This is a genomic window from Streptomyces sp. NPDC046866, assembly GCF_040704625.1.
In the GTDB taxonomy this organism is placed as follows: Bacteria; Actinomycetota; Actinomycetes; order Streptomycetales; family Streptomycetaceae; genus Streptomyces.
In genome coordinates this window covers 147,995-170,466 of the sequence record NZ_JBEYXN010000016.1, presented here as the reverse complement: position 1 = coordinate 170,466, position 22,472 = coordinate 147,995, and the positions used below count along the sequence as shown (strand labels likewise).

Below are 22,472 nucleotides of genomic sequence, written 5' to 3'. Positions count from 1 at the left end.
GAGGTACAGATGAAAAGACGGACGAGGCTGCTCAGGTACGGCCTCTTCACCGTGGTCGCGGCCCTGATGGCCACGGTCCTCCCTCCGGCCGCGGTCGCGGGTGCGGCGGACCCCTGCGGTCCCGGCATGAACGCGATCGTCTGCGAGAACTCCAAGCCGGGCACACCGATGTCCGACTGGTTCGCGCCGAGCGCCTACGGCGACATCAAGGGCTTCAGCGCCCAGATGAGCGTCCAGGCGGGCGAGACCGTGCAGTTCAAGATCCAATCGTCGACCCCGTACCACGTCTCGGTCTACCGGCTGGGCCACTACGGGGGCAACGGGGCCCGCCTGATGTCGAGCGCGGCGCAGGCGGCCCAGACCTACCCGGCGAACTTCCTGCCGGGCGGCCAACCCCGCTCCTGCACCACCAAGGCCGCCACCGGCCTGGTCGACTGCGGCAACTGGCCCGTCACCGCGACGTGGACGGTGCCCGCCGACGCCGTCTCCGGCGTGTACATCGCCAACTTCGACCAGGCCGACGGCAACGGGGTCATGCCCTACCCGTTCGTCGTCCGCAACGACTCCAGCCACTCCGACATCGTCGTGCAGACCAGCGACGAGACCTGGCAGGCGTACAACAACTACGGCGGCCAGGACCTCTACGACGGCGGCGGCCCCGCCCCCGACGGCCGGGCCTACGAGGTCAGCTACAACCGGCCCATGGACATCGGCGGCGAGAACGGCATCTACGGCTCCGAGTTCCAGATGCTGTCCTGGCTGGAGCGCAACGGCTACGACGTCAGCTACGTCTCCGGCATCGACATGTCGACCCGCGGGGCGACCCAGCTGCAGAACCACAAGGTCTTCATGTCCTCCGGGCACGACGAGTACTGGACCCAGGAGCAGTTCACCAACGCCCTGAACGCCCGCAAGGCGGGCGTCCACCAGACGTACTTCAGCGGCAACGAGATCTTCTGGAAGACCCGCCTCGCCCCCAGCATCGACGGCGCCAACACCGCCAACCGGACCCTGGTCTGCTACAAGGAGACCAAGCTGTCCTTCCCCCAGCCCAACGGCGTCCCCGACCCCAGCGGCACCTGGACCGGCACCTTCATGGACCCCGCCAGCGCCGCCAACGGGCGGCCCTACCAGCCGGAGAACCAGCTGACCGGCACCCTGTTCAGCGTCAACGGCTACCGCAGCGACGCCATCACCGTCCCCGGCCAGTTCGCCAAGATGCGGCTGTGGCGCAACACCAGCGTCGCGAACCTGACCCCTTCCCAGACCGCCACCTTCCCGACCGGCACCCTCGGCTACGAGTGGGACAGCGACGTCGAGGACGCGGCCCGCCCGCCCGGCCAGATCCAGCTGTCCTCCACCACCGTGGACATCGGCGACGGCAAACTGCGCCTGGACTACGGCAACACCTACGGCAACGGCACCGCCACCCACAGCCTGGTCGCCTTCCGCGACCAGACCTCCCGCGCCCTGGTCTTCGGCACCGCCACCGTCCAGTGGTCCTGGGGCCTGACCAACATGCCCACCGGCAACCCCGACACCACGGTGGTCACCGAGGACAAGCGGATGCAGCAGGCGACGGTGAACGTCTTCGCCGACATGGGCGTCCAGCCCAAGTCCCTGCAGAGCGACCTGGTCGCGGCGACCGCGTCCACGGACACCACCGGCCCGGCCGTCGCCGTCACCAACCCGGCGGCCAACGCCACCGTGCCCGCGCTGCGCCCCGTGACCATCACCGGCACCGCCGCCGACAGCGGCGGCGGCGTGGTGGCCCGCGTCGAGGTCTCCACCGACGGCGGCACCACCTGGAAGGCGGCCACGGGCGTCGGCTCGTGGAGCTACAAGTGGACCCCGACCACGCCCGGGTCCGCCCAGATCAAGGTCCGCGCGGTGGACGACAGCGTCAACATCGGCGCCACCACCACCGTGCCGCTGACCGTGGGACCCCAGCAGTGCCCCTGCACCGTCTGGCCGGCCGCGGCCGTGCCGGGCACCGTCAACGCCGGCGACGGCAGCGCCGTGGAACTCGGCGTGAAGATCCGCTCCTCGGTCCCCGGCTCGATCACCGGCGTCCGCTTCTACAAGTCCCCGGCCAACACCGGCACCCACACGGGCAGCCTGTGGAGCAGCACCGGCCAGCGCCTGGCCACGGGCACCTTCACCAACGAGACCGCGTCCGGCTGGCAGCAGCTGAACTTTTCCTCCCCGGTCCCGATCAAGGCCAACACCACCTACATCGCCTCCTACTTCGCCCCCAAGGGCGGGTACTCCTTCGACAACACCTTCGCCTCGGCCGACGCGGGCCTCGCCCCGCTGACCGCCCTGCGCAGCGGCACCGACGGCGGCAACGGCGTCTACCGCTACAGCGCGACCGGCGGGTTCCCGTCCACGGCCGCGAACGGCAGCAACTACTGGGTCGACGCAGTCCTGGACACCGCCACCGCCAGCACCACCCCGCCCACCGTCACCTCCACCACCCCGCAGTCCGCGGCGATCGGCACCGCCATCACGGCGGAGGTGAAGGCCACCTTCGACGAGGGCATCGACGCCGACACCCTGGCGTTCACCCTGAAGGACCCCGCCGGCGCGACCGTCCCGGGCAGCAAGGTCCTCGGCGCCGCGAACAGCGCCACCTTCACCCCGTCCACCGAACTCGCGCTGAACACCACGTACACGGCATCGGTCCAGGCCTCCGACCTGTGGGGCAACGCCATGGCCGCTCCCGTCACCTGGAACTTCACCACCAGCACGAGCCCGCCCGCGGTGAACTGCCCCTGCACCCTGTGGAGTGCCACCGCCCAGCCGGCCACCGCCGGCGTCACCGACGACACCAACTCCGTCGAACTGGGCACCCGCTTCCAGTCCGCAGTCGGCGGCTACGTCAGCGGCATCACCTTCTACAAGGGCCCGGGGAACACCGGCACCCACACCGGCAGCCTGTGGAAGGCCGACGGCACCCTGCTCGCCACCGGCACCTTCGGCAGCGAGACCCTCTCCGGATGGCAGCAGCTCCACTTCGCCACCCCCGTGCCCATCACCGCCGGCACCACCTACGTCGCCTCCTACCACGCCCCCAACGGCAAGTACGCGGTCGACGGCGGGTACTTCACGGCGGCCCACCGGTCCTACCCGCTCGTCGCCCTGGCCGACGGCCCCGGCAGCGGCAACGGCCTCTACAAGTACGGCGCCTCCGCCGCCTTCCCCACCAACACCTACGGCTCGGTCAACTACTGGGTCGGCCCCGTCTTCACCACCACCGCCCCGGCCTCGCTCGCTGCGGACGGATCCACGGAGGTGACCGGCCAGTGAGCACCGTCAGCGTCGTCATCCCCTGCTACAGGTACGGCCACTTCCTCGCCGACTGCGTCCGCAGCGTCCTCGACGAACAGGAAGGCGTCGACGTCCGGGTCCTGATCATCGACGACGCGTCCCCCGACGACTCCGCGGACGTCGCCCGCGCCCTCGCGGCCGCCGACCCGCGGATCGAGGTGCACGTCCACGAACACAACAAGGGCCACATCGCCACCTACAACGAAGGCCTGCTGGAGTGGGCCGACGGGGACTACGTCGCCCTGCTGTCGGCCGACGACCGGCTGGTCCCCGGCGCCCTGGTGCGCGCCGCGGCCCTGCTCGACGCCCACCCCGAGGCCGGCTTCGCCTACGGCAGGCCGCTGCGGTTCCAGCACGGCGGACCGCTCCCCGCGGCCCGCACCCGCAGCACCGGCTCCGTGGTCTACCCGGGGCACTGGTGGCTGGAGCGGCGCTTCCGGGAGGGCACCGGCTGCATCACCTCGCCCGAGGTGGTCGTCCGCACCGGCCTCCAGCGCAAGGTCGGGGGCTACGACCCCGACCTCCCGCACGCCGGAGACATCGAGATGTGGATGCGGCTCGCGGCGCACGCCGACGTCGGCTACGTCCGCGGGGCCGACCAGGCCTTCTACCGCGTCCACGGCAACAACATGTCCACCACCGACTTCGGCGGACAGCTCGACGACCTGCGCCAGCGCCTCGTCGCCTTCGACGCGGTCCTGGACAAGTGCGGCGACCTGCTCCCGGACAAGGACCGGCTCTCGACCGCGGCCCGCACCCGGCTCGCCCGGTACGCACTGCGCCGCGCCTACCGCGCCTACGACCGGGGCCGCACCGCCGTGGTGCCGGTCGAGGAGCTGGAGGCCTTCGCCGCCCAGTGCCTCCCGGGCTACACCGCGCTCGGCGAGTACCGGGCGCTGCGCCTGCGCAGGCGGATCGGGGCCCGCGCCATGCCGTACCTGCAGCCGCTGGTGCTCTCGGCCGTCGCCGACCGGGGCCGCGAGTGGCTGTGGTGGCAGTCCTGGAAGCGCCGAGGGATTTGATGGACCGTCCGCACCACCGCCCCGTCCGCGGGGCACGGCCGAAGCGCCGGCCCGCCTCCTCAGCGGGCCGGCGCACCCACCGGCACCGGTACCGGCACCCGTCCCGCGTTCCCGGAACCGGCGCCGGCGCCCTCGCGCCGGAGCCGGTCCCGGCACACCAGCAGGCGGTCGGTCCACAGGGCGAAGGCCACCCCGCACACCGCGGCCAGCAGCACCGCCCCGGCCAGGGCGCGGCTCTTGGTGCCGCTCTGCGCGACCGGCGTCGGCGGGACCAGGACGGACACGCTCATCCGGGCCGCCTCCGGGATCTGCTGTCCGGCCTGGAGGTCCGCGACGTGCCGGGTGTACACCTCGACGACGGTCTTCACGGCCCGGTCGGCAGCGCCGGGATCACGGTGCTCGGCCTGCACCTGGAGCGAGGGGATCAGATAGCGGGGCGTGACGCTGGTGCCGCTGTTGCGGGGGATCAGCCGGTACGTGCCCCGCACCCCGGCGGCACGCAGCTCGGCCGCCCCGGCCGGCGCCTCCAGCTGCTGCACCGCCGCGTAGGAGACCGCGGCCAGCGGCGGCTGGAGGTTGGCGAGCTGGTTCGGGTGGGTGCCGGTCACCGGCGGTTTGACCACCACGATCGCCGAGCTCACGTACGCGGGGGCGGGGCGCAGCAGCGGTACGGCCCCGGCCGCCGCGAGGACGGCCGCGCCCACGAGCACGTACCAGCGGCGGCGCAGCGTGCGGAACAACTCACCAGGCGACACAGGATTCCTTCCGTCGCACCCGATCCTTTCAGGACGCGCAGCGGCCCGCCATCGGTTCCGGTACCTCCCTGCCGGCCGCCGGGGAGGCGACCGTGAGCATCGGCGAGATCCTGGCGGTGCTGCGGCGCCGCTGGTACGTGATGGCCTCCCTGACCCTGCTCGGCCTCTTCGCGGGCCTGCACCTGTACCGGTCGGTGCCGGTGGAGTACCAGTCGCAGAGCTCGGTGGCCCTGCTGGACTCCGCGGCCGTCGCCGAGCTGGCCCCCGCCTTCGGCAACCCCATCTCCAACGCCGGCGGTTCACTGGTCGTCACCGCCGACGTGCTGATCAGGACCCTGTCGGGAGCCGACGCGGCACGGGACCTGCAGGGGCTGGGCGTGAGCGACCCGTACACGGTCGGCTTCGCCGCGAACACCTCGGGCCCGATGCTGACGCTGACCGTCACCGGCCGGGACCGGGCCAAGGTGCTCAAGGAGACCAGCACCCTCACCGCCTTCGCGGGGGAGCAGCTCAACGCGCTGCAGGCCGCCTCCAAGGTGGAGCCCGCCTACTTCGTGCAGACCGCGCCCGTGGTGCTGCCGCAGACCCCCAAACCGCAGCTGAAGAGCCGCTACCAGCAGGTGCTGGCGGTGGTGATCACAGGCTTCACCGCCGGTTTCGCCCTCTCCTTCGTGACGGAGACCCTGGCGGCGTACCGGCGCCGGCGGCGAGAGGCCGCCGCCGCGGCGGCCGCGGCCGGGCAGCAGCCGAGGGGGCGGCGCCCGCGCCGCCGGCCCCGCACCCGGCAGCTGGACGCCGTCGCCGTCCTCACCGGCTACCTGGCCCTGGCCTTTTTCATCCCCTCGAACCTGACCCTGCCGGGCCTGGGCGGGGTCGGCACCCCCGCCAACGTGTGGGCCCTGCTGGGCCTGTTCTGGTACCTGGCCACCTGGATGACGGGCCGCGTCCGGCCCGCCCCCGGCACCCGACTGCCCCGCGTCGTGATGTGGCTGCTCGCGGTGTCCGTCCTGGCCTCGTACCTGGCCGACGCGGTCCGCGGCAGCTCGCACAAGGAGGTCCTCGGGGCCGACCGCGGCCTGATCGGGCTGCTGGTGTGGGTCTCGCTGGTGGTGCTCGTCACCGCCGGCATCCAGGACCGCGCCCGCCTCGACGTCCTGCTGCGGCGGGCGGTGGTGATGGCCGCGATCGTCGCCGCCATCGGCTACTACGACTTCTTCACCGCCAGCAACATCGCCGAGCGGATCAGCATCCCCGGCCTCCAGTCCAGCGTCGCGAAGATCACCACCCTGGACCGCGGGGCGTTCACCCGGCCCCGCTCCACCACGGCCCAGCCGCTGGAGTTCGGCGGCATGCTCGCCCTGCTGCTGCCCTTCGCCGTGCAGCAGGCCTTCGACCCGGTCCGCGCCCACCTGCGCGCCTGGCGCCGCTGGGGCCCGGTGGTGCTGATGGGCGGCGCCCTTCCGCTGACGGTCTCGCGGACCTCCATCATCGGCGCGCTCATCGTGGTGCTGGTGATGGTGCCGCGCTGGAAGCCGCAGCGCCGCTGGACCGCGATCGGCCTGCTGCTGGGCTCGGTCGCCTGCTTCAAGGTCCTCGTACCCGGCCTGATCGGCACCATCACCACGCTGTTCGGCTCGTTCCTGTCCAACTCCGACAGCAGCACCCAGGCCCGCACCGTCAAGTACACCGCGATCGTGCCCTACCTCGAGGAGCGCCCGCTGTTCGGGCGGGGCCTGGGCACCTTCACCCCCGACCTGTACTTCTTCACCGACAACCAGTACATGCTCACCCTTGCCGAGATGGGCCTGCTGGGCCTGGCCGCCCTCCTGGCGCTGTTCCTCACCGGGATCCACCAGGGCGGGGCCGTCCGCCGCCTCGCCGCCTGCGAGTCCGACCGCGAGCTCGGCCAGGCCTACTTCGCCTCGGCCCTCGTCGCCCTGGTCAGCAGCGCCACCTTCGACGCCCTCAGCTTCCCGATGTTCGCCGGGATGTTCTTCCTGACGATCGCCGCCGGCGGCAGCCACCTCGGCTTCCTCCGGCGTGCCACGCCGCAGTCCCCTACCACGGAGCCCGCATGTCCTCCCGTCACCCCGTCCCGGGTACCGGTCCCGTAGCCGTCCTCGTCGTCACCTGGAACAGCGCCCGCGTGCTGCCCGGGTTCCTGGCGTCCCTGCCCGAGGGCATGGCCGGCCTCGACTGGCACCTGGTCGTCGCCGACAACGACTCCGCCGACGGCACGGTGGACCTCGTCCGGTCGCTGGCCCCCGACGCCACGGTCGTCCGGACCGGCCGCAACGCCGGCTACGCGGCCGGGGTCAACGCCGCCCTCGAAGCCGCCACCGCCCGGTACGGCGACGACCTGCGGGCCGCCCTGGTCTGCAACCCGGACGTCCGCATGCGGCGCGGCTGCGCCCGCCTCCTCGTCGACGCCCTCGACGCCCCGCTGTCCGGCGGCCGCCGCGTCGGGATCAGCGTCCCGCTGCTGTACGAGGAGGACGGCACGCTCCAGCACTCGCTGCGCCGCGAGTCCCGGGTGGCGCGCGCCCTCGGCGAGGCGGTGATCGGCAACCGGCGGGCCGGCCGCTTCCCGCGGTGGAGCGAGCTGGTGACCGACCCGGAGGCGTACGCGCGGGCGACCGTCACCGACTGGGCCACCGGGGCCCTGATGGCCCTCTCCCGCGACTGCCTGGACGCCTGCGGCGCCTGGGACGAGTCCTTCTTCCTGTACTCGGAGGAGACCGAGTACTGCCTGCGCGCCCGCGACCTCGGCTTCGCCACCCGGCTCGAACCCGGGGCCTCGGCGGTCCACCTCGGCGGGGACTCGCAGGTCTCCCCGCGGCTGTGGACGCTGCTCACCCTCAACCGGGTGCGGCTCTACGGCCGCCGGCACGGGGCGGCGGCCACCGCCGCCTTCCGCGCGGCCGTCCTGCTGCGCGAGACCTCCCGGGCGGCGCTGGGCCGGCCGGCCAACCGGGCCGCGGCCCGGGCCCTGGCCAGCCCGTCCGCGCTGCACACCACCCCGGGCCCCTGACCGGCCCCCGCCCCGAAAGCCGGGTCACCCGGAGGGCGCCCGCCCGTCCCACGCGGTGTAGAAGCTCTCCGGGTTGACCAGGTACCGGACCGTCGGCCGGGGCAGGTGGCGGACCTCGTGGCGGCGGCCGTAGCGGCGTACGAGCTCCCAGTCCTCCCGCGGCAGCACCTCGGGCGTCCGGCGCAGTCGGCTGAAGTGCAGCGCCCGGCTGCGCCGCGCCACGAACGCGTTGGTGTCGAGGAAGGCCTCGTGCGCGGCCCGGCGCCGGTCGAAGGGCACCGACAGCACGTCCCGCTCGGAGCCGTCGGGCAGCACCCGGCGCAGCGCGGTGTACACCCCGTCGGGCCCGCCGGGCGCCTCCAGGACGGCCAGGGCCTGAGCGAGGTGGTCCGGCTCCCAGAGGTTGTCGTCGTCCAGGAAGGCCACGTACCGCGAGCGGGTCAGCCGGATCCCCACGTTGCGCACGACCCCGGCCGTGCCCGTGTTGCGGACCAGCGACACCGCGAACAGCCTTGGATCCTCCGGGAGTTCACTCAGCCCCGCTCCGTCGTCCACGACGATGACCACCTGGTCCTGCACGGTCTGCGCCAGCGCCGAGCGGACCGCCGCGCGCAGCGCCTCGGGCCGCCGGTGCGTGGCGATCACGGTGGCCACCAGGGCGTGCGGCGGCCGGCCCAGCAGGGCGGCGAGCCGGGCCGTCTCGGCGTCCTCGAAGCGGCGCAGCCGCACCGCCGACGGGGCGAGCAGCACCTTGTTCCTGGCCTCGAAGAGCACCAGCCAGCCGAAGGCCCGCTTGAGCAGCTCCCAGGGGGCACGGGCGATGCGCCGCATGAGGTCCTTCCGGTCGTCAGGGGGAGATCGGGGGTTCGACGGGCACGCCGCCGGTCGTGCGGTTGCCGCGCCACACGTTGCCCGCACCGCCCGCGTTCCAGGCGGTGGCATGGCCGTACGCCCCGGCGGCCGCGTGGTACTCGGTGGAGAAGACGTTGTCGGTGACCTGGATGTGCGTCGCGCCCGGCCCGCCCGCGTAGAGCGCGTACGCCCCGCCCGCCAGCCAGTTGCGGTCGACGGTCACCGAGGAGACGGTGCCGGTGTCGGCGAACAGCCCGATCGCGGCGGTCGCGCCCTGGTCGACGCGGACCGGGTTCAGCAGGGTGTTGTGGCGCACGCTGAGGCGGCCCTTGTTCCCGCCGCCGCTGATGACGGCGTCGGTGTGCTGCCACTCGCCGCCCTGGTTGCGGAAGGCGACGATGTCGTGGACGTAGTTGTCGTGCAGGTCGCCCTGGCCCATGGACAGCGCGTTGCCGAACACCGAGATGTCGCACCAGCCGACCTCGATCGAGCTGGTGCCCATGTTGGACACGGCGTAGTTGACGCCGCCGTTGTCGGGCCCCTTGCCCGGGACGGCGGTGATCGTCGTGTGCAGGACCTTGAGGCCGCCGTAGCCGGGGCGCAGGTTGATGCCCCACCAGTTCGCCGAGGTGATCCGGCTGTCGATGACGGTGACGTCGTTGGCGTAGACGTCCAGCGAGCCCTTGATGTCCCAGCCGCGGATCACCGTGCCGTCGGTCTTGACCGACATGTTGCCGGTGTCGTGCCGCTCCAGCCCGGTCCGCGGGCCGGTGCTGCGCTCGTCGGGGAAGCCGCAGGCGCCGGGGGAGGAGCAGGGCCCCGCCGGGCTCGGTGCGCCCGGCCCCGTGGGGGAGCCGGGGGAGGGCGAGCCGGAGGACGTGGCGGGGGAGGGGCTCGCCGTCCCCGTGGCGCCCGGGTCGGCCGAGGGCGCGGGCGGGGCTGCGGCGCTCGCCCCGGGGCCCGGGCAGTCGAGGGCGCTCTGCGGGCAGGGCCCGGCCGAGGGCTCGCCCCTGCCGGTGCGCTGCGCCTGGTACAGGGTCAGGACGACGGCCAGCAGGAGCCCGGCCGCCAGCCAGGCGGCAAGCCGCTTCCGGTCGCGTGCCACGGCGGCTACTCCCCGGCCGCCGCGGCCGCACCGGCGGACGCGGTCGCACCGGCGGACGCGGTCACGCCGCCCGCCGCGCCGCCCGCCGGGGAGCCGCGCAGGAAGCCCCGGCCGGGCAGCACGCACACCGCGTAGCAGACGGTGCCGGCGGTCGCGGTCGCGAGCAGCGCGAGGACGCCGTCGCCGAGCAGCCGCTCCAGGCCGAGGAGCACCCCGGCCATCACGGCACCGCCCAGGAACGGCCAGGCACACGCCCGTCCCACGGTCCCCACCCGTACCCCGCTGCGGTGCAGGGCCAGCAGGAACACCGGCACCACGACGACCCCGGCCACGAGCACGTGCCCCTGCGCCACGCCCACGATCCCCCCCGCTCCGGCGCCGGCCACCAGCACCGGGACCAGGACCACCAGCCACAGCCCCTGCACCCCGATCAGGGAGCGGCGCTGTCCGACGGCCACCAGGCAGTCGTACGCCAGCTCACAGCCGATCCGGACCAGGCCCAGCGCCATCAGCCAGGGCAGCGCGCCCGCCGCGGGCAGCCAGCGCTCCCCGTACACGAGCCCGATCACCGGCCCCGCGAGGACGGCGAGCAGCACGCACAGCGGCACGGTGCCGGTCATGACGACGCCCATGGCCCGCCCGAATCCGCCGGCCAGCGCCCCCGGCGACTCGGCCAGCCGGGAGAACCCGGCGAAGGACACCCGGCGGGCCGCCTCGGAGATGATCCGCACCGGCCAGCCCGAGATGTTGAAGGCGAGCACGTAGAACCCGAGGGCCGCCTGGTCGAGGGCGGAGCCCACCACCATGGTGTCCACGTTGACCACGCCGAGCGCGAGCATGCTGGCGCCGGCGAGCGGCAGCCCGAACCGGAGCAGCGCCCGCGCCTGCACCGCGTCCCAGCCGAACCGCAGGGTGCCCGGAGCGGCCAGGCAGCAGCCGACGAGGGCGGCGGCGTTGCCGGCGACCGAGCCCCAGGCGAAGCTCATGGCGCCCCAGCCCCGGACGGCCAGCAGCAGGGTGACCGCGGTGCTCAGGACGAAGTTGACGGCGTCGACGGCCATCCGGCGGCCCTGCGCGAACTCCCGGGTGAGGAAGCCGGCCGGGACCTGCGCCAGGCCGTCGAGGACCACGCACGCGCACATCACCCGCAGTACGCCGTCGGCCCCGGGCGCGCCGAGGACCCGGGCCACGGCGGGCGCCGCCGCGAACAGCGCCGCGTACAGCAGGCAGCTGGAGGCGGCGCTCAGGGTGAGGACGGTCGGGGCGAACCGGCGCGGGTCGCCCTCCCAGCGCACGAGGGCCAGGGACACGCCGAGTTCGTTCGCGGAGAGCAGGACGAGCAGGACCGTCTGGGCGATCCCGTAGACGCCCCACGCCTCGGGGCCGAGGAAGAAGCGGGCCAGGACGATCCCAGTGGCGAAGTTGCCGAGCCGCATGACCACGGTGTTGACCAGGCTCCAGCGGGCGGCCGAGCCGACCCTGCGCCCCAGGGACGGGGCCGGTGGCGCGGCCGCCGCCGGGGCCCCCGCTTCCGTACCGGCTCCGGTGCCGGTGGCCGGGCCGGTCACGGCGATCCCCCGGTCCGGTGCGCGGCGCCCGGCAGGGCGGGCTCCTGCGGCACGGACGCGGCGGCGCCGGACCCGGCCGCGCCGGGCTCGGACGCCTCGGACCCGGCCGCCCCGGCCCCCTCCGGTGCCGGCTCGGGCGCGGCGGGCCGGTGCCGTCCGGGCTTGCCCGGGCCGCGGCGGCGCGCCTCGACGAAGAAGGTGGCCACCAGGCTCAGCACGAAGCCCAGCACCCCCGCCATGACCAGGTACTGGATCCGGGTCTTGGTCTGCGGCTCGGGCTTCTGCGGCGGGACGATCGTCGCCATCCGGATCATCGCGTCCGGCGCCACCGACTGCTGGGCCTGGAACTCCTTCAGCCGTTTCTCGGCGTACGCGGTCAGCAGCTGGTCCGACCTCAGCACGGCGGCCGGCTCGGTCCCGGTGGCGCTCAGCCACATGAAGGGCCCCTGGGCATTGTCGGCGATCTTCGCCTCGTAGGTCCCGGTGACGCCCTGCGCCTTCAGCTCGGCCCGGGAGGCGTCGGAGTTGAGGTTGCGGGCCAGGCCGTCGGCCATTCCGGTGAGCGAGGACTGCGTGCTGAGGAAGGGGTTGCCGTCGAAGGCCACCGTGGCCTTCTTCGAGTTCAGGAGCGTCACCGTGCTCTGCGAGGTGTACTCCGCCGGGACCAGCAGGTACACGCCGGCGACGAGCGCGGCCGTGAGCAGCAGCCCGGGCAGCAGGACGTACCAGCGCCTGCGCATGACCCGCCAGATCTCCGCGAGATCCATGGTCTTCCCCCTCGCGGCGGCGCCCCGGGCGGAGCGCCGCCGCCCTGTTTCATTGCGGTGGTTGCGGTGTGGTGCGGTCTTGCAGTCGTACGGCCCTACGGTGCGCGGTGCGCCCGGGGCGCCAGGTCGGTGGGCCGCAGCCGGGTCCGCGCGCTCCCGCCGTCGAGCAGGACCCGGGCGATGCGCTCGCTCGCGCGGCCGTCCCACAGCTCGGGGCAGCGCGGCGCGGGCGGGTCGTCGAGCACCCGGTGCACGGTGGCGGTGATGCGCTCCGGGTCGGTGCCCGCGAGGACGTTGGTGCCCTCCTCGACGGTGATCGGCCGCTCGGTGTTCTCCCGCAGGGTCACGCAGGGCACGCCCAGCGCGGTGGTCTCCTCCTGGACGCCCCCGGAGTCGGTGAGCACCAGGCGGGCGCCGTCCTGCAGGGCGATGAAGTCCAGGTACCCGGCGGCCGGCACGAGCCGGATCCCGCCGGGCACGCCGGCCTCGGCCAGCCGGTCGGCGGTCCGCGGGTGCACCGGCCACAGCAGCGGGCAGCGGCCGGCGACCTCGCCGAGGGCCTTCAGCAGCCCGCGCAGGGCGTCGGGGTCGTCGACGTTGGCCGGCCGGTGCAGGGTGACCAGGCCGTACCCGCCCCGGGCCAGCCCGTGGCGCTCGAGCGCGTCGTTGGCCCGGGCCCGGTCCAGGTTGGCCAGCAGCGTGTCGATCATGACGTTGCCGACGACGTGGACCTGGTCCTCCCGGTACCCCTCCGAGCGCAGGTTCGCGGCCGCGTCGGGGGAGGGGGCCAGCAGGTAGTCGCTGACCCGGTCGGTCGCGACCCGGTTGACCTCCTCCGGCATGCTCCAGTCCCGGCTGCGCAGGCCCGCCTCCACGTGCGCGAGCAGCGGGCCCGCCTTCGCGGTGACCAGGGCGCAGGCCAGCGTGGAGTTGATGTCGCCGACCACCACGACCGCGTCCGGGGCCAGTTCGCCGAGCAGCGGCTCGAAGGCGGCCATCACCCGGCCGGTCTGCTGGGCGTGGGTGCCGGACCCGGCGCCCAGGTACCGGTCGGGCGGGCGGATGCCGAGGTCGCGGAAGAAGACGTCGTTCATGGAGGCGTCGTAGTGCTGGCCGGTGTGGACGAGCACCACCTCGGCGCCGTGCCGCTCCAGTGCGTCCATCACCGGTTTGATCTTCATGTAGTTGGGCCGTGCTCCGGCCACGCAGACGATCCGGGGCATGGGGTCAGAGCACCTCCACGGTGGGTCCGGACATCCGGTTGCGGCAGTCGAGGACGAACGAGGCGTGCTCGGTGACCATCGCGTAGTCGAAGGAGTCGTGGTCGGTCAGCAGGACGACCACGTCGGCGGCGGAGAGCTCCTTGCGGGTGGGCTCGACCCGGGTGAGCCGGGCGTCGACCTCCACGCTCTCCACCACGTGCGGGTCGGCCGCGCGCACCTTGGCCCCCATGTCCAGCAGGAGTTGGGCGATGCGCGCGGACGGCGACTCCCGGGCGTCGCCGGTGTTCTTCTTGTACGCGAGCCCCAGCAGCAGGATCCGCGAGCCGTTGACCGAGCGGCGCCTGTCGTTCAGCGCGTCGATGACGCGGCGCGTGACGTACTCGGGCATGTGGTTGTTGATGTCGTTGGCCAGTTCCACGAAGCGGAAGTTCTGGCCGAGTTCGCGCTGCACCCGCCACGACAGGTAGGACGGGTCGATCGGCAGGCAGTGCCCGCCGACCCCGGGGCCGGGGGTGAACTTCATGAAGCCGAACGGCTTGCTGGACGCCGCCTCGATGGCCTGCCAGACGTCGATGTCGAGGTGCCGGGCGAACATGGCGATCTCGTTGACGAGGGCGATGTTGACGTGCCGGAAGGTGTTCTCCAGCAGCTTGGCGAGCTCGGCCTCCTTGGGCGAGCGCACCGGCACGGTGGTGTCGACGAGCTCCCCGTAGAAGGCCTCCACCGCCTTCAGCGAGGCCGCGTCGACACCGGAGACCACCTTCGGCGTCTGCTGGAAGCCCCACACCGTGTTGCCGGGGTCGATCCGCTCGGGGCTGTAGCCGAGGTGGAAGTCGGCCCCGGCGCTCAGGCCCGAGCCGTCCTCCAGGATGGTGCCGAACAGCTCTTCGGTGGTGCCGGGGTAGGTGGTGGACTCCAGCACGACCGTCGCACCCGGCCGCAGGAACCGGGCCAGGGTGTGCGCCGACTCCTCGATGTAGCGCAGGTCCGGGGCGCCGTCCTGCAAGGGGGTCGGGACGGTGACGACCGCGACGTCGAAGCCGCCGCAGTCCCGCGCCAGTTCACTGGGCCGGTACGTGCCGCGCTGCAGGGCGCGGGCCAGCCGCTCGGAGGAGACGTCCTCCACGTACGACTCCCCGGCGGCGAGGCTCTTGACCCGCCGCGCGTCGACGTCGTAGCCGATCACTTGGTGTCCGACCTCCGCGGCCCTGATGGCCAGCGGGAGGCCTACGTATCCCTGTCCCACGACGACGACGCGCATCAGTGACTCCTGTTCGCGGAACCGGCAGACGGCGTCCGGCGGATGAGCTCCCGGACGGTCATGAGGAGGAAGGCGGTGTTGGTGGTGGCGTAGCGCTTGCCGAGGCGGCGCGGCTCCTGCAGGGCCCGGTAGAACCATTCGAGCCCCAGGCGCTGCCAGAGCTGCGGGGCCCGTCTGGTGATGCCGGCCAGGATGTCGAAGGAGCCGCCGACGCCGTGCACCACGTGGGCGCCGGTGCGCTTGCCGTAGCCGGCGGTGAAGATCTCCTTCTTGGGGGAGGTCATCCCGAGGAACAGCAGCTGCGCGCCGCTGTCGGCGACCGCGTCGGCGACCGGCCCCTGCTCGGAGTCCTCGAAGTAGCCGTTGCGGCTGCCGGCCACCCGCAGCGCCGGGAACCGCTCGGCGATGCGGCGGAGCATGAGCTCCAGGACGTCCTGGCGGGCGCCGAGCAGGTAGACGGGGATGCCCGCGGACTCGGCCGCGGCCAGCAGCCGCATGAACAGGTCGATCCCCGCCACGCGTTCGGGCAGCCGGACGCCGAGGACGCGGCCCGCCCACACCACGGCCTGGCCGTCGGCCAGTACGAGGTCGCAGCCGGCGACCGCCGCGGCGAGCCGCGGGTCGCGCCGCATGTTGACCAGCTTGGCGGCGTTCACCATGCCGATCTCGATCTGCTCCCCGCGCCGCACCGCCTCCAGGCAGCGCTGCACGGTCTCGTCCATGGTCAGGGCGTCGAGCGTGACCCCGAACAAGGACACGCGTCGGCTCATCCGTCCAACCCCCCGAGCCAGGCGTGGAGCATCCAGCCGAACTCGTACGGCCGGCACTCGCGGTCCACCGCGAGCGGCCGGAAGACCCGGTCGAGCGGGGCCAGCCGGGCCTGCGGGGCCACCCGCGTGGTGAGCCCGCGGGCGGCCCGTACCGCCTTGGCCGGGTCGCCGCGGTAGACCTTGCGCCAGGTGACGCCGTAGTCCTCGCGGATCATGGGCTCGCGCGGAGCGCCGTCGGGCCCCTGCAGCTCGGGCACCTGCACCATCCACGCCAGGCCGCACCGGATCGCGGCCCCGAAGTCGGTGCCGCCCGCCTCGGCCAGGTCGAACAGGGCGGTCGGCGCCATGGCGTGCTGGTGCACGCTGTACACCGGGTAGCCCTCCACCACGCCGCCCGTGCGGGAGTCGTAGTGCCACCACCACTGCCCGCCGTCCCCCTGCAGGGCGCAGATCCGGGCGGCGCAGGCGTCGGCGGCCTCCAGGGCCTGCGGGTCCGTGCCGCTCGCGTGCAGCCGGGCCAGCGCCTGGAGGGGATAGGTCTGGTCGGCGAAGCAGGCCACGTGCGAGCGGTATCCGGGGACCAGCCCCGGGCCGGTGGCGTGTGCGAAGAGCGGCACGCTGGGCGTCCTGGCCGCCAGCAGGCGGTCGCGTGCGGCCGCCAGGCGGTACTCGACGTCCGCCGAGTTCCGCGCCGCGGCGAGGGCGGAGAGCACCCAGGCCGCCTCGACCGTGTACTGCGGCCGGTCGGGCACGTCCAGCGCGGCGACCCGGGCGAGGGCGTCCGCGAGCTTGGGATGGCCGGTCTCGGCGGCCGCCCAGGCGATCAGCGCCGCGTCACCGAGATTGGGCACTGCGGGCAGCCGCTCCACCAGCAGCCCGGTGAACTCCTGGGCGGAGTGTCCGCCGAGCACGGCACGCTGCCGGTCCTCGGGCAGGAACCGCGCGCCGAGCGCGGTGATGGCCGCGTACCGGGTGCTGGTCCCGCGCCGCTCCACCCGGCGGGTGCCGTCGCGGGCGATCCTGCCCGCCCGGGTGAACACGAAGGTGTCGGCCCCCGGCACGTACATCTCGGGCAGGCCCGCCTCGGCCAGCGCGAGCAGCCGCTCGGCGAGCGCGTGCAGCGGCGGGTCCTCCTGGGCCAGTGCTCCTAATCGTGCGGCGGTCGCGGTCACCGGGCCCCCACCCCTGCCCCCCGCGCACTGCGCGCACCCCGTATGTCCGAGCTGCACGGCTCCAACACACCTACCCCCTCTGATCGCTCCTGGGACACGGCGGGCGGCGGCGTCCGGCAGGGGGTGCGCCCACGACGTGCGCGTTGCGCGTGACGGTGCACGACACGACCGCGCCGTGCTGCGCACGGCGCACGACGGCGCGCACGTACCGGCGGTGTGATCCTCCTGCGGCACGAGCCGTCCGGGGCCGCCCACTGGATCCCCCCAGCGATGCCCCGTCGTGTACAACCCCCCACTGAACCAAGCCTGTTGCCTGCTCAGATCCCGTGTACACGGACAAGGTATGCCCAAGGATGTTCGTTGATTGCGGTTTTGAGGAAATGCCGGTGACCCAAATTCCGACGCACCGTCAGGTCGGTGCGCGGGCCGGTGCCGGGCCGGTGTCCGGGCGGTGTCCGGCCGGTGTCAGGCCAGCTCGACCAGCGATCCGTCCTTCTCCTCGTGCAGCGCACCGGTGCGCGGGCACTCCCACACGCCCGGCCGCCCCTCGCACTCCACCAGCCGCACCCCGGCCCGGCCCACCCAGCCGATCCGCCGGGCGGGCACCCCCGCCACGAGCGCGAAGTCCGGCACGTCCCGGGAGACGACCGCGCCCGCCGCGACCAGCGCCCACCGCCCCACGCGCACCCCGGCCACGCACACCGACCGGGCCCCCAGCGAGGCCCCCTCGCCGACCACCACGCCGGCGGCCTCCCAGTCGTCCCCGCGCTTGAGCCGGCCGTCCGGGTCGACCGCCCGCGGATAGAAGTCGTTGGTCAGCACGGCGGCCGGCCCCACGAACACCCCGTCGCCGAGGACCGCGGGCTCGTACACGAGCGCGTAGTTCTGCAGCTTCACGTGGTCCCCGATGTGCACCCCCGGACCGACGTACGCACCCCGCCCGACGATGCAGCCGCGCCCGAGCCGGGCCTCCTCCCGTATCTGCGCCAGATCCCAGATCGTGGTCCCCTCCCCGAGTTGGGCGGTGTCGTCGACCTGGGAGGAGGGCTGGATGCGGACACTCACGGCGGTCCCCTTACGGCTCGCGAGGCGTTCGGTCACGCGCGCCGCTGCGGCGCACGCCCGGAGCATATGCGCCGCCGGCCCGTCCCACCCGCCGGATCAACGGACCGGCCGGGAACCGGACGTGGCGGCAGGCGGCGGCGCGTACGCCGTCGGGCCGGGCAGCGGACGCGCCGGCGCCCCGCGGCGCTGCCGCGACCCGGCAGCGCCGCCCGCCGCTCAGGGCCGGATGCCGTCGCAGGCGATCATCAGGTGGCGCGGGCCCCGCAGCACCGCGTTCCGGCGGTACGGCGGCGGATCCTCCAGCAGCCGCGGGTTCTCCAGCCGCCGCGCCAGCTCGCTCAGCGCGAGCTGCGCCTCCAGCCGCGCCAGCGGCGCACCGAAGCAGCTGTGGATGCCGCTGCCGAGCCCCAGGTGCTGGATGTCCTTGCGGTCCGGGTCGAAGCGGTCGGGGTTCTCGAACCGCTGCGGGTCCCGGTTGCCGGCCGCCAGCACCAGCCACATCGGTGCGCCCTTGGGGATGGTGACGCCCCGCACCTCCATGTCGACCAGCGGGGTGCGCTGCGGCAGCAGCTGGACCGGCGGCTCGAACCGCAGCAGTTCCTCCACCAGCGGCACCGCGAGCCCCGGCTCGGCCCGCAACCGCTGGAGCACGTCCGGATGGCGCAGCAGCGTCAGCATGCCGTTCGTGATCAGGTTGACGGTGGTCTCGTGCCCGGCGATCAGCAGCAGCGCCGCGGTGCTCAGCAGCTCCATGGTGGACATCGACTCGTCCGGGCCGTGCCCGGCCGCCAGCTGCGACAGCATGTCGTCGCCCGGGTTCTTGCGCCGCTCCTCGATCAGCCCGGCCAGGTACATGCCCAGCTCCATGCGGGCGTCGTGCGTGGTCTTCGCCCGCTCGGCCGCATCCGCGTCCGGATCGGGGTCCAGGCTCGCCGCCAGCGTGTCGGCCCACACGTGGAAGCGGGCCTCGTCCTCCCGCGGCACCCCGAGCAGCCGGCAGATCATGGTCACGGGGAACGGGTAGGAGAACTGGTCGACCAGGTCGATGCGCTCGGTGCCGGCGGTGTTCCCGCCGGCCCCGTTGCCGAGGCCGTCGATGAGCCCCTTCACGATGCCCCGGAGGTCGTCGCGCATCCCCTCGATCCGGTGCGGGGAGTGCGGCGGCCCGAAGGGCCGGTTGGTCATCCGGCGCAGCCGGTCGTGCTCGGGCGGGTCCAGCTTCAGGAAGCTCGGCGGCAGCGCCCCCTCCTCCTCGTCGTCGGCCAGCGGGTCGCCGCCGGAGGCGGTGCGGTTGCGGGCGTCGGAGCTGAGCCGCGGGTCGTGCAGCAGGCTCTTGATCTCGTGGTAGGTGCTGACCACGTACGGGCCCTCCCCGTCGTGGTAGACCGGCGTCCTGCGGAGCTCCTCGTACAGCGGGTACGGGTTCGCGCGGTTCTCGTAGTCCAGGATCTGGGTCAGGATGCCTTGCTTCATGGGCGGGTCCTCCGGGAGCGGGCGTGCGGGGCGGTCAGTGCCCGGCGGGGGTGAACGTCAACCGCCGGTCGGCCGGCGAGTATCCGCTGAGCGTCACGGTCGGCCCGTGCGTGGGAACCGACGGGTCGGGGAAGTCCGCCGGCACGGGCCGGGCCCCCTCGGCGCGCCGGTCGACGTTGGTGAACGGCGGCGGGAACGGCGCGGTCGTCTCGATCTGCCGCTCGTAGAACTCCAGCCAGCGCGCGTTGTCGAAGGTGACCGCGCCGATGACCCGGCCCTGGTACCCGTACACGCCGGTGAACCGGCGCTCGCCGAGCGAACCCTGCGTGATCATGATCTCGGTGCCCATCGACGGCACGCCGACGGACTTGATGTTCACGCCGAACTGGGACGACCAGAAGGCCGGGACCCAGAGGTGGGGGCGCCGGTCGGTGCTGTCGCTGAGCATGTTGTGGGCCGCGGTCTCCGCCTGGGAGACGGCGTTGCCCCAGTGCTCCAGCGACAGGAACTGGTAGCCGAACAGCGGGTGCGGGGAGCGGGCGACGTCGCCGGCCACGTAGACGTCGTCGGTGACGATGCCCCGGATGTCGAAGGCCCGGCAGCCCGCGTCGCAGGCGATGCCGCGCGGCCCCGCGCCCAGCCCGGAGCCGGCCAGCCACTCGGTGTTGCGCTGCGCGCCCAGCGAGACGACCACCACGTCGCATTCCAGCGTGGTGCCGTCCGACAGGTGCGCGGACCGGACCCGCCCGGTGGAGTCGCCCTCCAGGCCGGTCACCATGACCCCCGTGCGCAGGTCCACCCCGTTCTCGCGCTGCAGTTCGGCGGCCACCGCCCCGATGACCCCGCCGAGCGCGCCCACCAGCGGCGCGTCGGCCCGCTCGGCGACGGTGACCTCGAGCCCGCGCTCCCGGCAGGCGGAGGCGATCTCCGACCCGGTGAACCCGGCCCCGATGACCAGCACCCGGCGCGGCCCGGCGTCCAGCCGCTGGGCCAGCGCCGCCCCGTCGTCGCGGGTGCGCAGCACGAACACGCCGTCGAGCTCGCCCTCCGCCTCGTTCGGCCACGGCCGCGCCCGCACGCCGGTGGCGATCAGCAGCCGGTCGTAGCCGACCTCCTCGCCGTCGGCCAGTCTGACCCGGCGGGCCGCCATGTCCAGGCCGGTGGCCGCCACGCCGAGCCGCCACTGCGCGTCGACCGCGCGGCGGCGGGGCAGGGCGGTGTGCTCGGCGCGGGCCTTGCCCAGCAGCACCTGCTTGGACAGGGGAGGCCGGTCGTACGGCTCGTGGGGCTCGTCGCCGATCATGGTGAGGGAGCCCTTGAAGCCCTTCTCCCGGAGGGTCTCGGCCGCCCGCAGCCCGGCCAGCGACGCGCCCACGATGACGATCCGGCCGCCCTGCCTCAGGTTCTCCAGCGCCGTGTCAGGCATCGCGCGCCTCCAGCTCCTCCACGAGGATCGCCTGGACGGGGCAGGCCGCGGCTGCCTGGGCCACCCGCTCGCGCTGGGCGGCCTCGGCCTCCGGGTCGTACAGCAGCCCCTCGTCCCCGTGCATCGCAAACACGTCGGGCGCCAGGAAGGCGCACTGCGCGTACCCCTGGCATCGGTTCAGATCGACGACAAGCCTCAGCAAGGTGCGGTCCTTTCGGTGGTCCCCCGGGGCTTCCCGGCCAGCGTGCGGTCGGCGGCGGCCCGGGGCCCGTCCTGGGCGGCCGTTGGGGTGAGCGCGGCGAGCGCTAGGCGGTGGGCCGGCGGGCCGCGCGCAGCACGTAGAGGCTGACGGCCAGGGCCCAGGCGGGGAACGCCAGTTCCGCCCAGGGCACGGAGGAGCCCAGGGCGAGCAGCACCAGCCCGACCGCGTACCCCAGCAGGCTCAGCACCCGGGGGAAGACCCCGAGCCTGTGCCCGATGGTCGAGGTCGCGATGACGAAGACGGCGCCCATCCGCATGCCGTACGCGGTCAGCAGCGTGTACGCGTAGTGGCGGCCGAAGTCCTGCGGCTGGTCGGCCGCCAGCACCGTGCCCGCCGCGGCGGCCGCGCCGAAGAGGCAGGCGACGAAGACCAGCCCGCTGCCGAGGAAGACGGTGGCCAAGAAGCGGTCCTCGGCGTCCCCGGTGTGCTCGCGCAGCGCCCCCATGAACCACAGGAAGGCGATACCGGCGAACGGGACGAGCTCGACGGCCCAGTCCAGTGCGGCCCGGCGGCCCGGGGCGACGGCCACGTGCTCCCCGCCCGCCCCCGTCGGCAGGGAGATCCGGACCAGCACGATCGCCGCCGCCAGCAGCACGGCGAACACGACGCCCGCCAGGCCGGCGGCCTTCGGAGTGCCCGGATCGATGGTCCGGGAGCCACCCGGCGCGCGTTGTCCCATGCCCCCAGCAAGCCTGCCGGGGCGGGCCCCGGCCAGCGGAACCGGCCGCCCGGGTGACGTGGGGTGCCGCGCGCCGGCCCGGCCGGGCGGGTCAGTGCCCGGGTACCGCGCGGGGAACGGGCTCCCATGGGGAACGGGTCGCCCCGAAGCCGCTCTCGTGCACCCAGACGTGCGTGCAGGAGGGGCACTGCAGGTGCAGCAGGCTGCCCGTGTTCGCCAGCAGGTAGCGCCAGTGCCGCGCGCAGGTCCGCTGCGCCGCGCACGGGTCGCAGCCCTGCCGGTCGTCGCAGTTCGGACAGGCCACCCAGGCGCGGCGGCCCCGGTCGGCCTGCGGGTCAAGCGGCAGCACGGCCGCCGCCTTCGCGCGGGGGCAGCACACCCGCCGCGACCAGCTCCGCGTGGATGCGCTGCTGGTCGGCGTCGAGGCCGGAGTACAGCAGGGCGTGGGCGGCTTCCTCGCCGCGCAGCACCTCGACGGGGTCCCACTGCGGACCGAGGGCGGCCAGGACCTGGGCGCGGCGCTGCAGCTCCTGCGCGGTGAGGTCGACGTCGAAGGCGACCAGCGGGGTGCCGGAGCCGGGGGTCTGGTCGTGGGGGGCCATGCTCAGGAACTTAGGTATGCCTTCTCTCCCCGGTCAAGGGGAGGTGGGCAGGGTCACAGCGGGGCGGGGTCACAGCAGGCCGGAGGCCCGGTGGTCCCGCACCGGGCCT

Annotated in this window: 20 protein-coding genes; 4 read left to right on the top strand and 16 right to left on the bottom strand. The window is 73.9% G+C overall.

Translation table 11 applies throughout. The features are described from left to right. Positions 1 to 9 precede the first annotated feature (9 nt). On the top strand, positions 10 to 3,309 hold the full coding sequence (locus AB0953_RS23180; RefSeq protein ID WP_366861437.1) for a DUF4082 domain-containing protein: 3,300 nt from the start codon (positions 10 to 12) through the stop codon (positions 3,307 to 3,309). After that, positions 3,306 to 4,352 (top strand): glycosyltransferase, encoded by a 1,047-nt coding sequence (locus AB0953_RS23175; RefSeq protein ID WP_366861436.1) that lies wholly within the window; start codon positions 3,306 to 3,308, stop codon positions 4,350 to 4,352. Before AB0953_RS23180 ends, AB0953_RS23175 begins: the two co-directional genes overlap by 4 nt. A gap of 59 nt (positions 4,353 to 4,411) precedes the next feature. On the opposite strand, the gene AB0953_RS23170 is transcribed toward AB0953_RS23175, so the two are convergent. Further along, the gene (locus AB0953_RS23170; RefSeq protein ID WP_366861435.1) at positions 4,412 to 5,107 is read right to left on the bottom strand and encodes a hypothetical protein; all 696 of its coding nucleotides are present in this window, start codon (positions 5,105 to 5,107) and stop codon (positions 4,412 to 4,414) included. Between the two features lie 92 nt (positions 5,108 to 5,199). Here AB0953_RS23170 and AB0953_RS23165 point away from each other — a divergent pair, with 92 nt between their 5' ends. Further along, complete coding sequence (locus tag AB0953_RS23165; RefSeq protein ID WP_366861434.1) at positions 5,200 to 7,221, top strand: O-antigen ligase family protein; 2,022 nt, start codon at positions 5,200 to 5,202, stop codon at positions 7,219 to 7,221. Further along, entirely contained in the window at positions 7,182 to 8,138 is a 957-nt protein-coding gene (locus AB0953_RS23160) for a glycosyltransferase family 2 protein (protein ID WP_366861433.1), read from the top strand. The genes AB0953_RS23165 and AB0953_RS23160 overlap by 40 nt, the downstream gene beginning before the upstream one ends. A 24-nt stretch (positions 8,139 to 8,162) precedes the next feature. On the opposite strand, the gene AB0953_RS23155 is transcribed toward AB0953_RS23160, so the two are convergent. The 15 genes from AB0953_RS23155 to AB0953_RS23085 all read right to left on the bottom strand — a co-directional run bounded on the left by AB0953_RS23155 (position 8,163) and on the right by AB0953_RS23085 (position 22,363). Next, complete coding sequence (locus tag AB0953_RS23155; protein WP_366861432.1) at positions 8,163 to 8,969, bottom strand: glycosyltransferase family A protein; 807 nt, start codon at positions 8,967 to 8,969, stop codon at positions 8,163 to 8,165. A gap of 16 nt (positions 8,970 to 8,985) precedes the next feature. Further along, on the bottom strand, positions 8,986 to 10,095 hold the full coding sequence (locus AB0953_RS23150) for a hypothetical protein (protein ID WP_366861431.1): 1,110 nt from the start codon (positions 10,093 to 10,095) through the stop codon (positions 8,986 to 8,988). Between the two features lie 5 nt (positions 10,096 to 10,100). Continuing rightward, complete coding sequence (locus AB0953_RS23145) at positions 10,101 to 11,663, bottom strand: oligosaccharide flippase family protein (RefSeq protein ID WP_366861430.1); 1,563 nt, start codon at positions 11,661 to 11,663, stop codon at positions 10,101 to 10,103. After that, positions 11,660 to 12,430, bottom strand: a complete 771-nt coding sequence (locus AB0953_RS23140; protein WP_366861429.1) for a chain length determinant protein — start codon at positions 12,428 to 12,430, stop codon at positions 11,660 to 11,662. The genes AB0953_RS23145 and AB0953_RS23140 overlap by 4 nt, the downstream gene beginning before the upstream one ends. A 95-nt stretch (positions 12,431 to 12,525) precedes the next feature. Next, entirely contained in the window at positions 12,526 to 13,653 is a 1,128-nt protein-coding gene (gene wecB, locus AB0953_RS23135) for a UDP-N-acetylglucosamine 2-epimerase (non-hydrolyzing) (RefSeq protein ID WP_366861428.1), read from the bottom strand. A gap of 4 nt (positions 13,654 to 13,657) precedes the next feature. Further along, entirely contained in the window at positions 13,658 to 14,914 is a 1,257-nt protein-coding gene (locus AB0953_RS23130; protein ID WP_366861427.1) for a nucleotide sugar dehydrogenase, read from the bottom strand. Continuing rightward, a complete protein-coding gene (locus AB0953_RS23125; protein ID WP_366861426.1) occupies positions 14,914 to 15,672 on the bottom strand; it encodes a WecB/TagA/CpsF family glycosyltransferase in 759 nt (252 codons plus the stop codon). The genes AB0953_RS23130 and AB0953_RS23125 overlap by 1 nt, the downstream gene beginning before the upstream one ends. Positions 15,673 to 15,680: 8 nt before the next feature. Beyond that, the gene (locus AB0953_RS23120) at positions 15,681 to 16,856 is read right to left on the bottom strand and encodes a hypothetical protein (protein ID WP_366861425.1); all 1,176 of its coding nucleotides are present in this window, start codon (positions 16,854 to 16,856) and stop codon (positions 15,681 to 15,683) included. A gap of 465 nt (positions 16,857 to 17,321) precedes the next feature. Beyond that, the gene (locus AB0953_RS23115; RefSeq protein ID WP_366861424.1) at positions 17,322 to 17,921 is read right to left on the bottom strand and encodes a DapH/DapD/GlmU-related protein; all 600 of its coding nucleotides are present in this window, start codon (positions 17,919 to 17,921) and stop codon (positions 17,322 to 17,324) included. A gap of 216 nt (positions 17,922 to 18,137) precedes the next feature. Continuing rightward, on the bottom strand, positions 18,138 to 19,394 hold the full coding sequence (locus tag AB0953_RS23110; RefSeq protein ID WP_366861423.1) for a cytochrome P450: 1,257 nt from the start codon (positions 19,392 to 19,394) through the stop codon (positions 18,138 to 18,140). A 34-nt stretch (positions 19,395 to 19,428) separates the two neighbouring features. Continuing rightward, on the bottom strand, positions 19,429 to 20,820 hold the full coding sequence (locus tag AB0953_RS23105; RefSeq protein ID WP_366861422.1) for an FAD-dependent oxidoreductase: 1,392 nt from the start codon (positions 20,818 to 20,820) through the stop codon (positions 19,429 to 19,431). Beyond that, positions 20,813 to 21,019 (bottom strand): ferredoxin, encoded by a 207-nt coding sequence (locus AB0953_RS23100; RefSeq protein WP_361908986.1) that lies wholly within the window; start codon positions 21,017 to 21,019, stop codon positions 20,813 to 20,815. The genes AB0953_RS23105 and AB0953_RS23100 overlap by 8 nt, the downstream gene beginning before the upstream one ends. A gap of 106 nt (positions 21,020 to 21,125) precedes the next feature. After that, entirely contained in the window at positions 21,126 to 21,761 is a 636-nt protein-coding gene (locus AB0953_RS23095; protein ID WP_366861421.1) for a hypothetical protein, read from the bottom strand. 91 nt (positions 21,762 to 21,852) lie between these two features. After that, complete coding sequence (locus tag AB0953_RS23090; RefSeq protein WP_366861420.1) at positions 21,853 to 22,110, bottom strand: hypothetical protein; 258 nt, start codon at positions 22,108 to 22,110, stop codon at positions 21,853 to 21,855. Beyond that, positions 22,097 to 22,363 carry a DUF6400 family protein gene (locus AB0953_RS23085; RefSeq protein WP_366861419.1) on the bottom strand — a complete coding sequence of 89 codons (267 nt, stop codon included), beginning with the start codon at positions 22,361 to 22,363 and terminating at the stop codon, positions 22,097 to 22,099. Before AB0953_RS23085 ends, AB0953_RS23090 begins: the two co-directional genes overlap by 14 nt. Positions 22,364 to 22,472: the final 109 nt, after the last annotated feature.

Bases quoted from the DNA above. Each gene is read 5' to 3' on its own strand.
- AB0953_RS23180 (WP_366861437.1), top strand. From the start codon at position 10: ATGAAAAGACGGACGAGGCTGCTCAGGTACGGCCTCTTCACCGTGGTC.
- AB0953_RS23160 (WP_366861433.1), top strand. From the start codon at position 7,182: ATGTCCTCCCGTCACCCCGTCCCGGGTACCGGTCCCGTAGCCGTCCTC.
- AB0953_RS23155 (WP_366861432.1), bottom strand. From the start codon at position 8,969: ATGCGGCGCATCGCCCGTGCCCCCTGGGAGCTGCTCAAGCGGGCCTTC.
- AB0953_RS23140 (WP_366861429.1), bottom strand. From the start codon at position 12,430: ATGGATCTCGCGGAGATCTGGCGGGTCATGCGCAGGCGCTGGTACGTC.
- wecB (WP_366861428.1), bottom strand. From the start codon at position 13,653: ATGCCCCGGATCGTCTGCGTGGCCGGAGCACGGCCCAACTACATGAAG.
- AB0953_RS23130 (WP_366861427.1), bottom strand. From the start codon at position 14,914: ATGCGCGTCGTCGTCGTGGGACAGGGATACGTAGGCCTCCCGCTGGCC.
- AB0953_RS23110 (WP_366861423.1), bottom strand. From the start codon at position 19,394: ATGAAGCAAGGCATCCTGACCCAGATCCTGGACTACGAGAACCGCGCG.
- AB0953_RS23105 (WP_366861422.1), bottom strand. From the start codon at position 20,820: ATGCCTGACACGGCGCTGGAGAACCTGAGGCAGGGCGGCCGGATCGTC.
- AB0953_RS23095 (WP_366861421.1), bottom strand. From the start codon at position 21,761: ATGGGACAACGCGCGCCGGGTGGCTCCCGGACCATCGATCCGGGCACT.
- AB0953_RS23085 (WP_366861419.1), bottom strand. From the start codon at position 22,363: ATGGCCCCCCACGACCAGACCCCCGGCTCCGGCACCCCGCTGGTCGCC.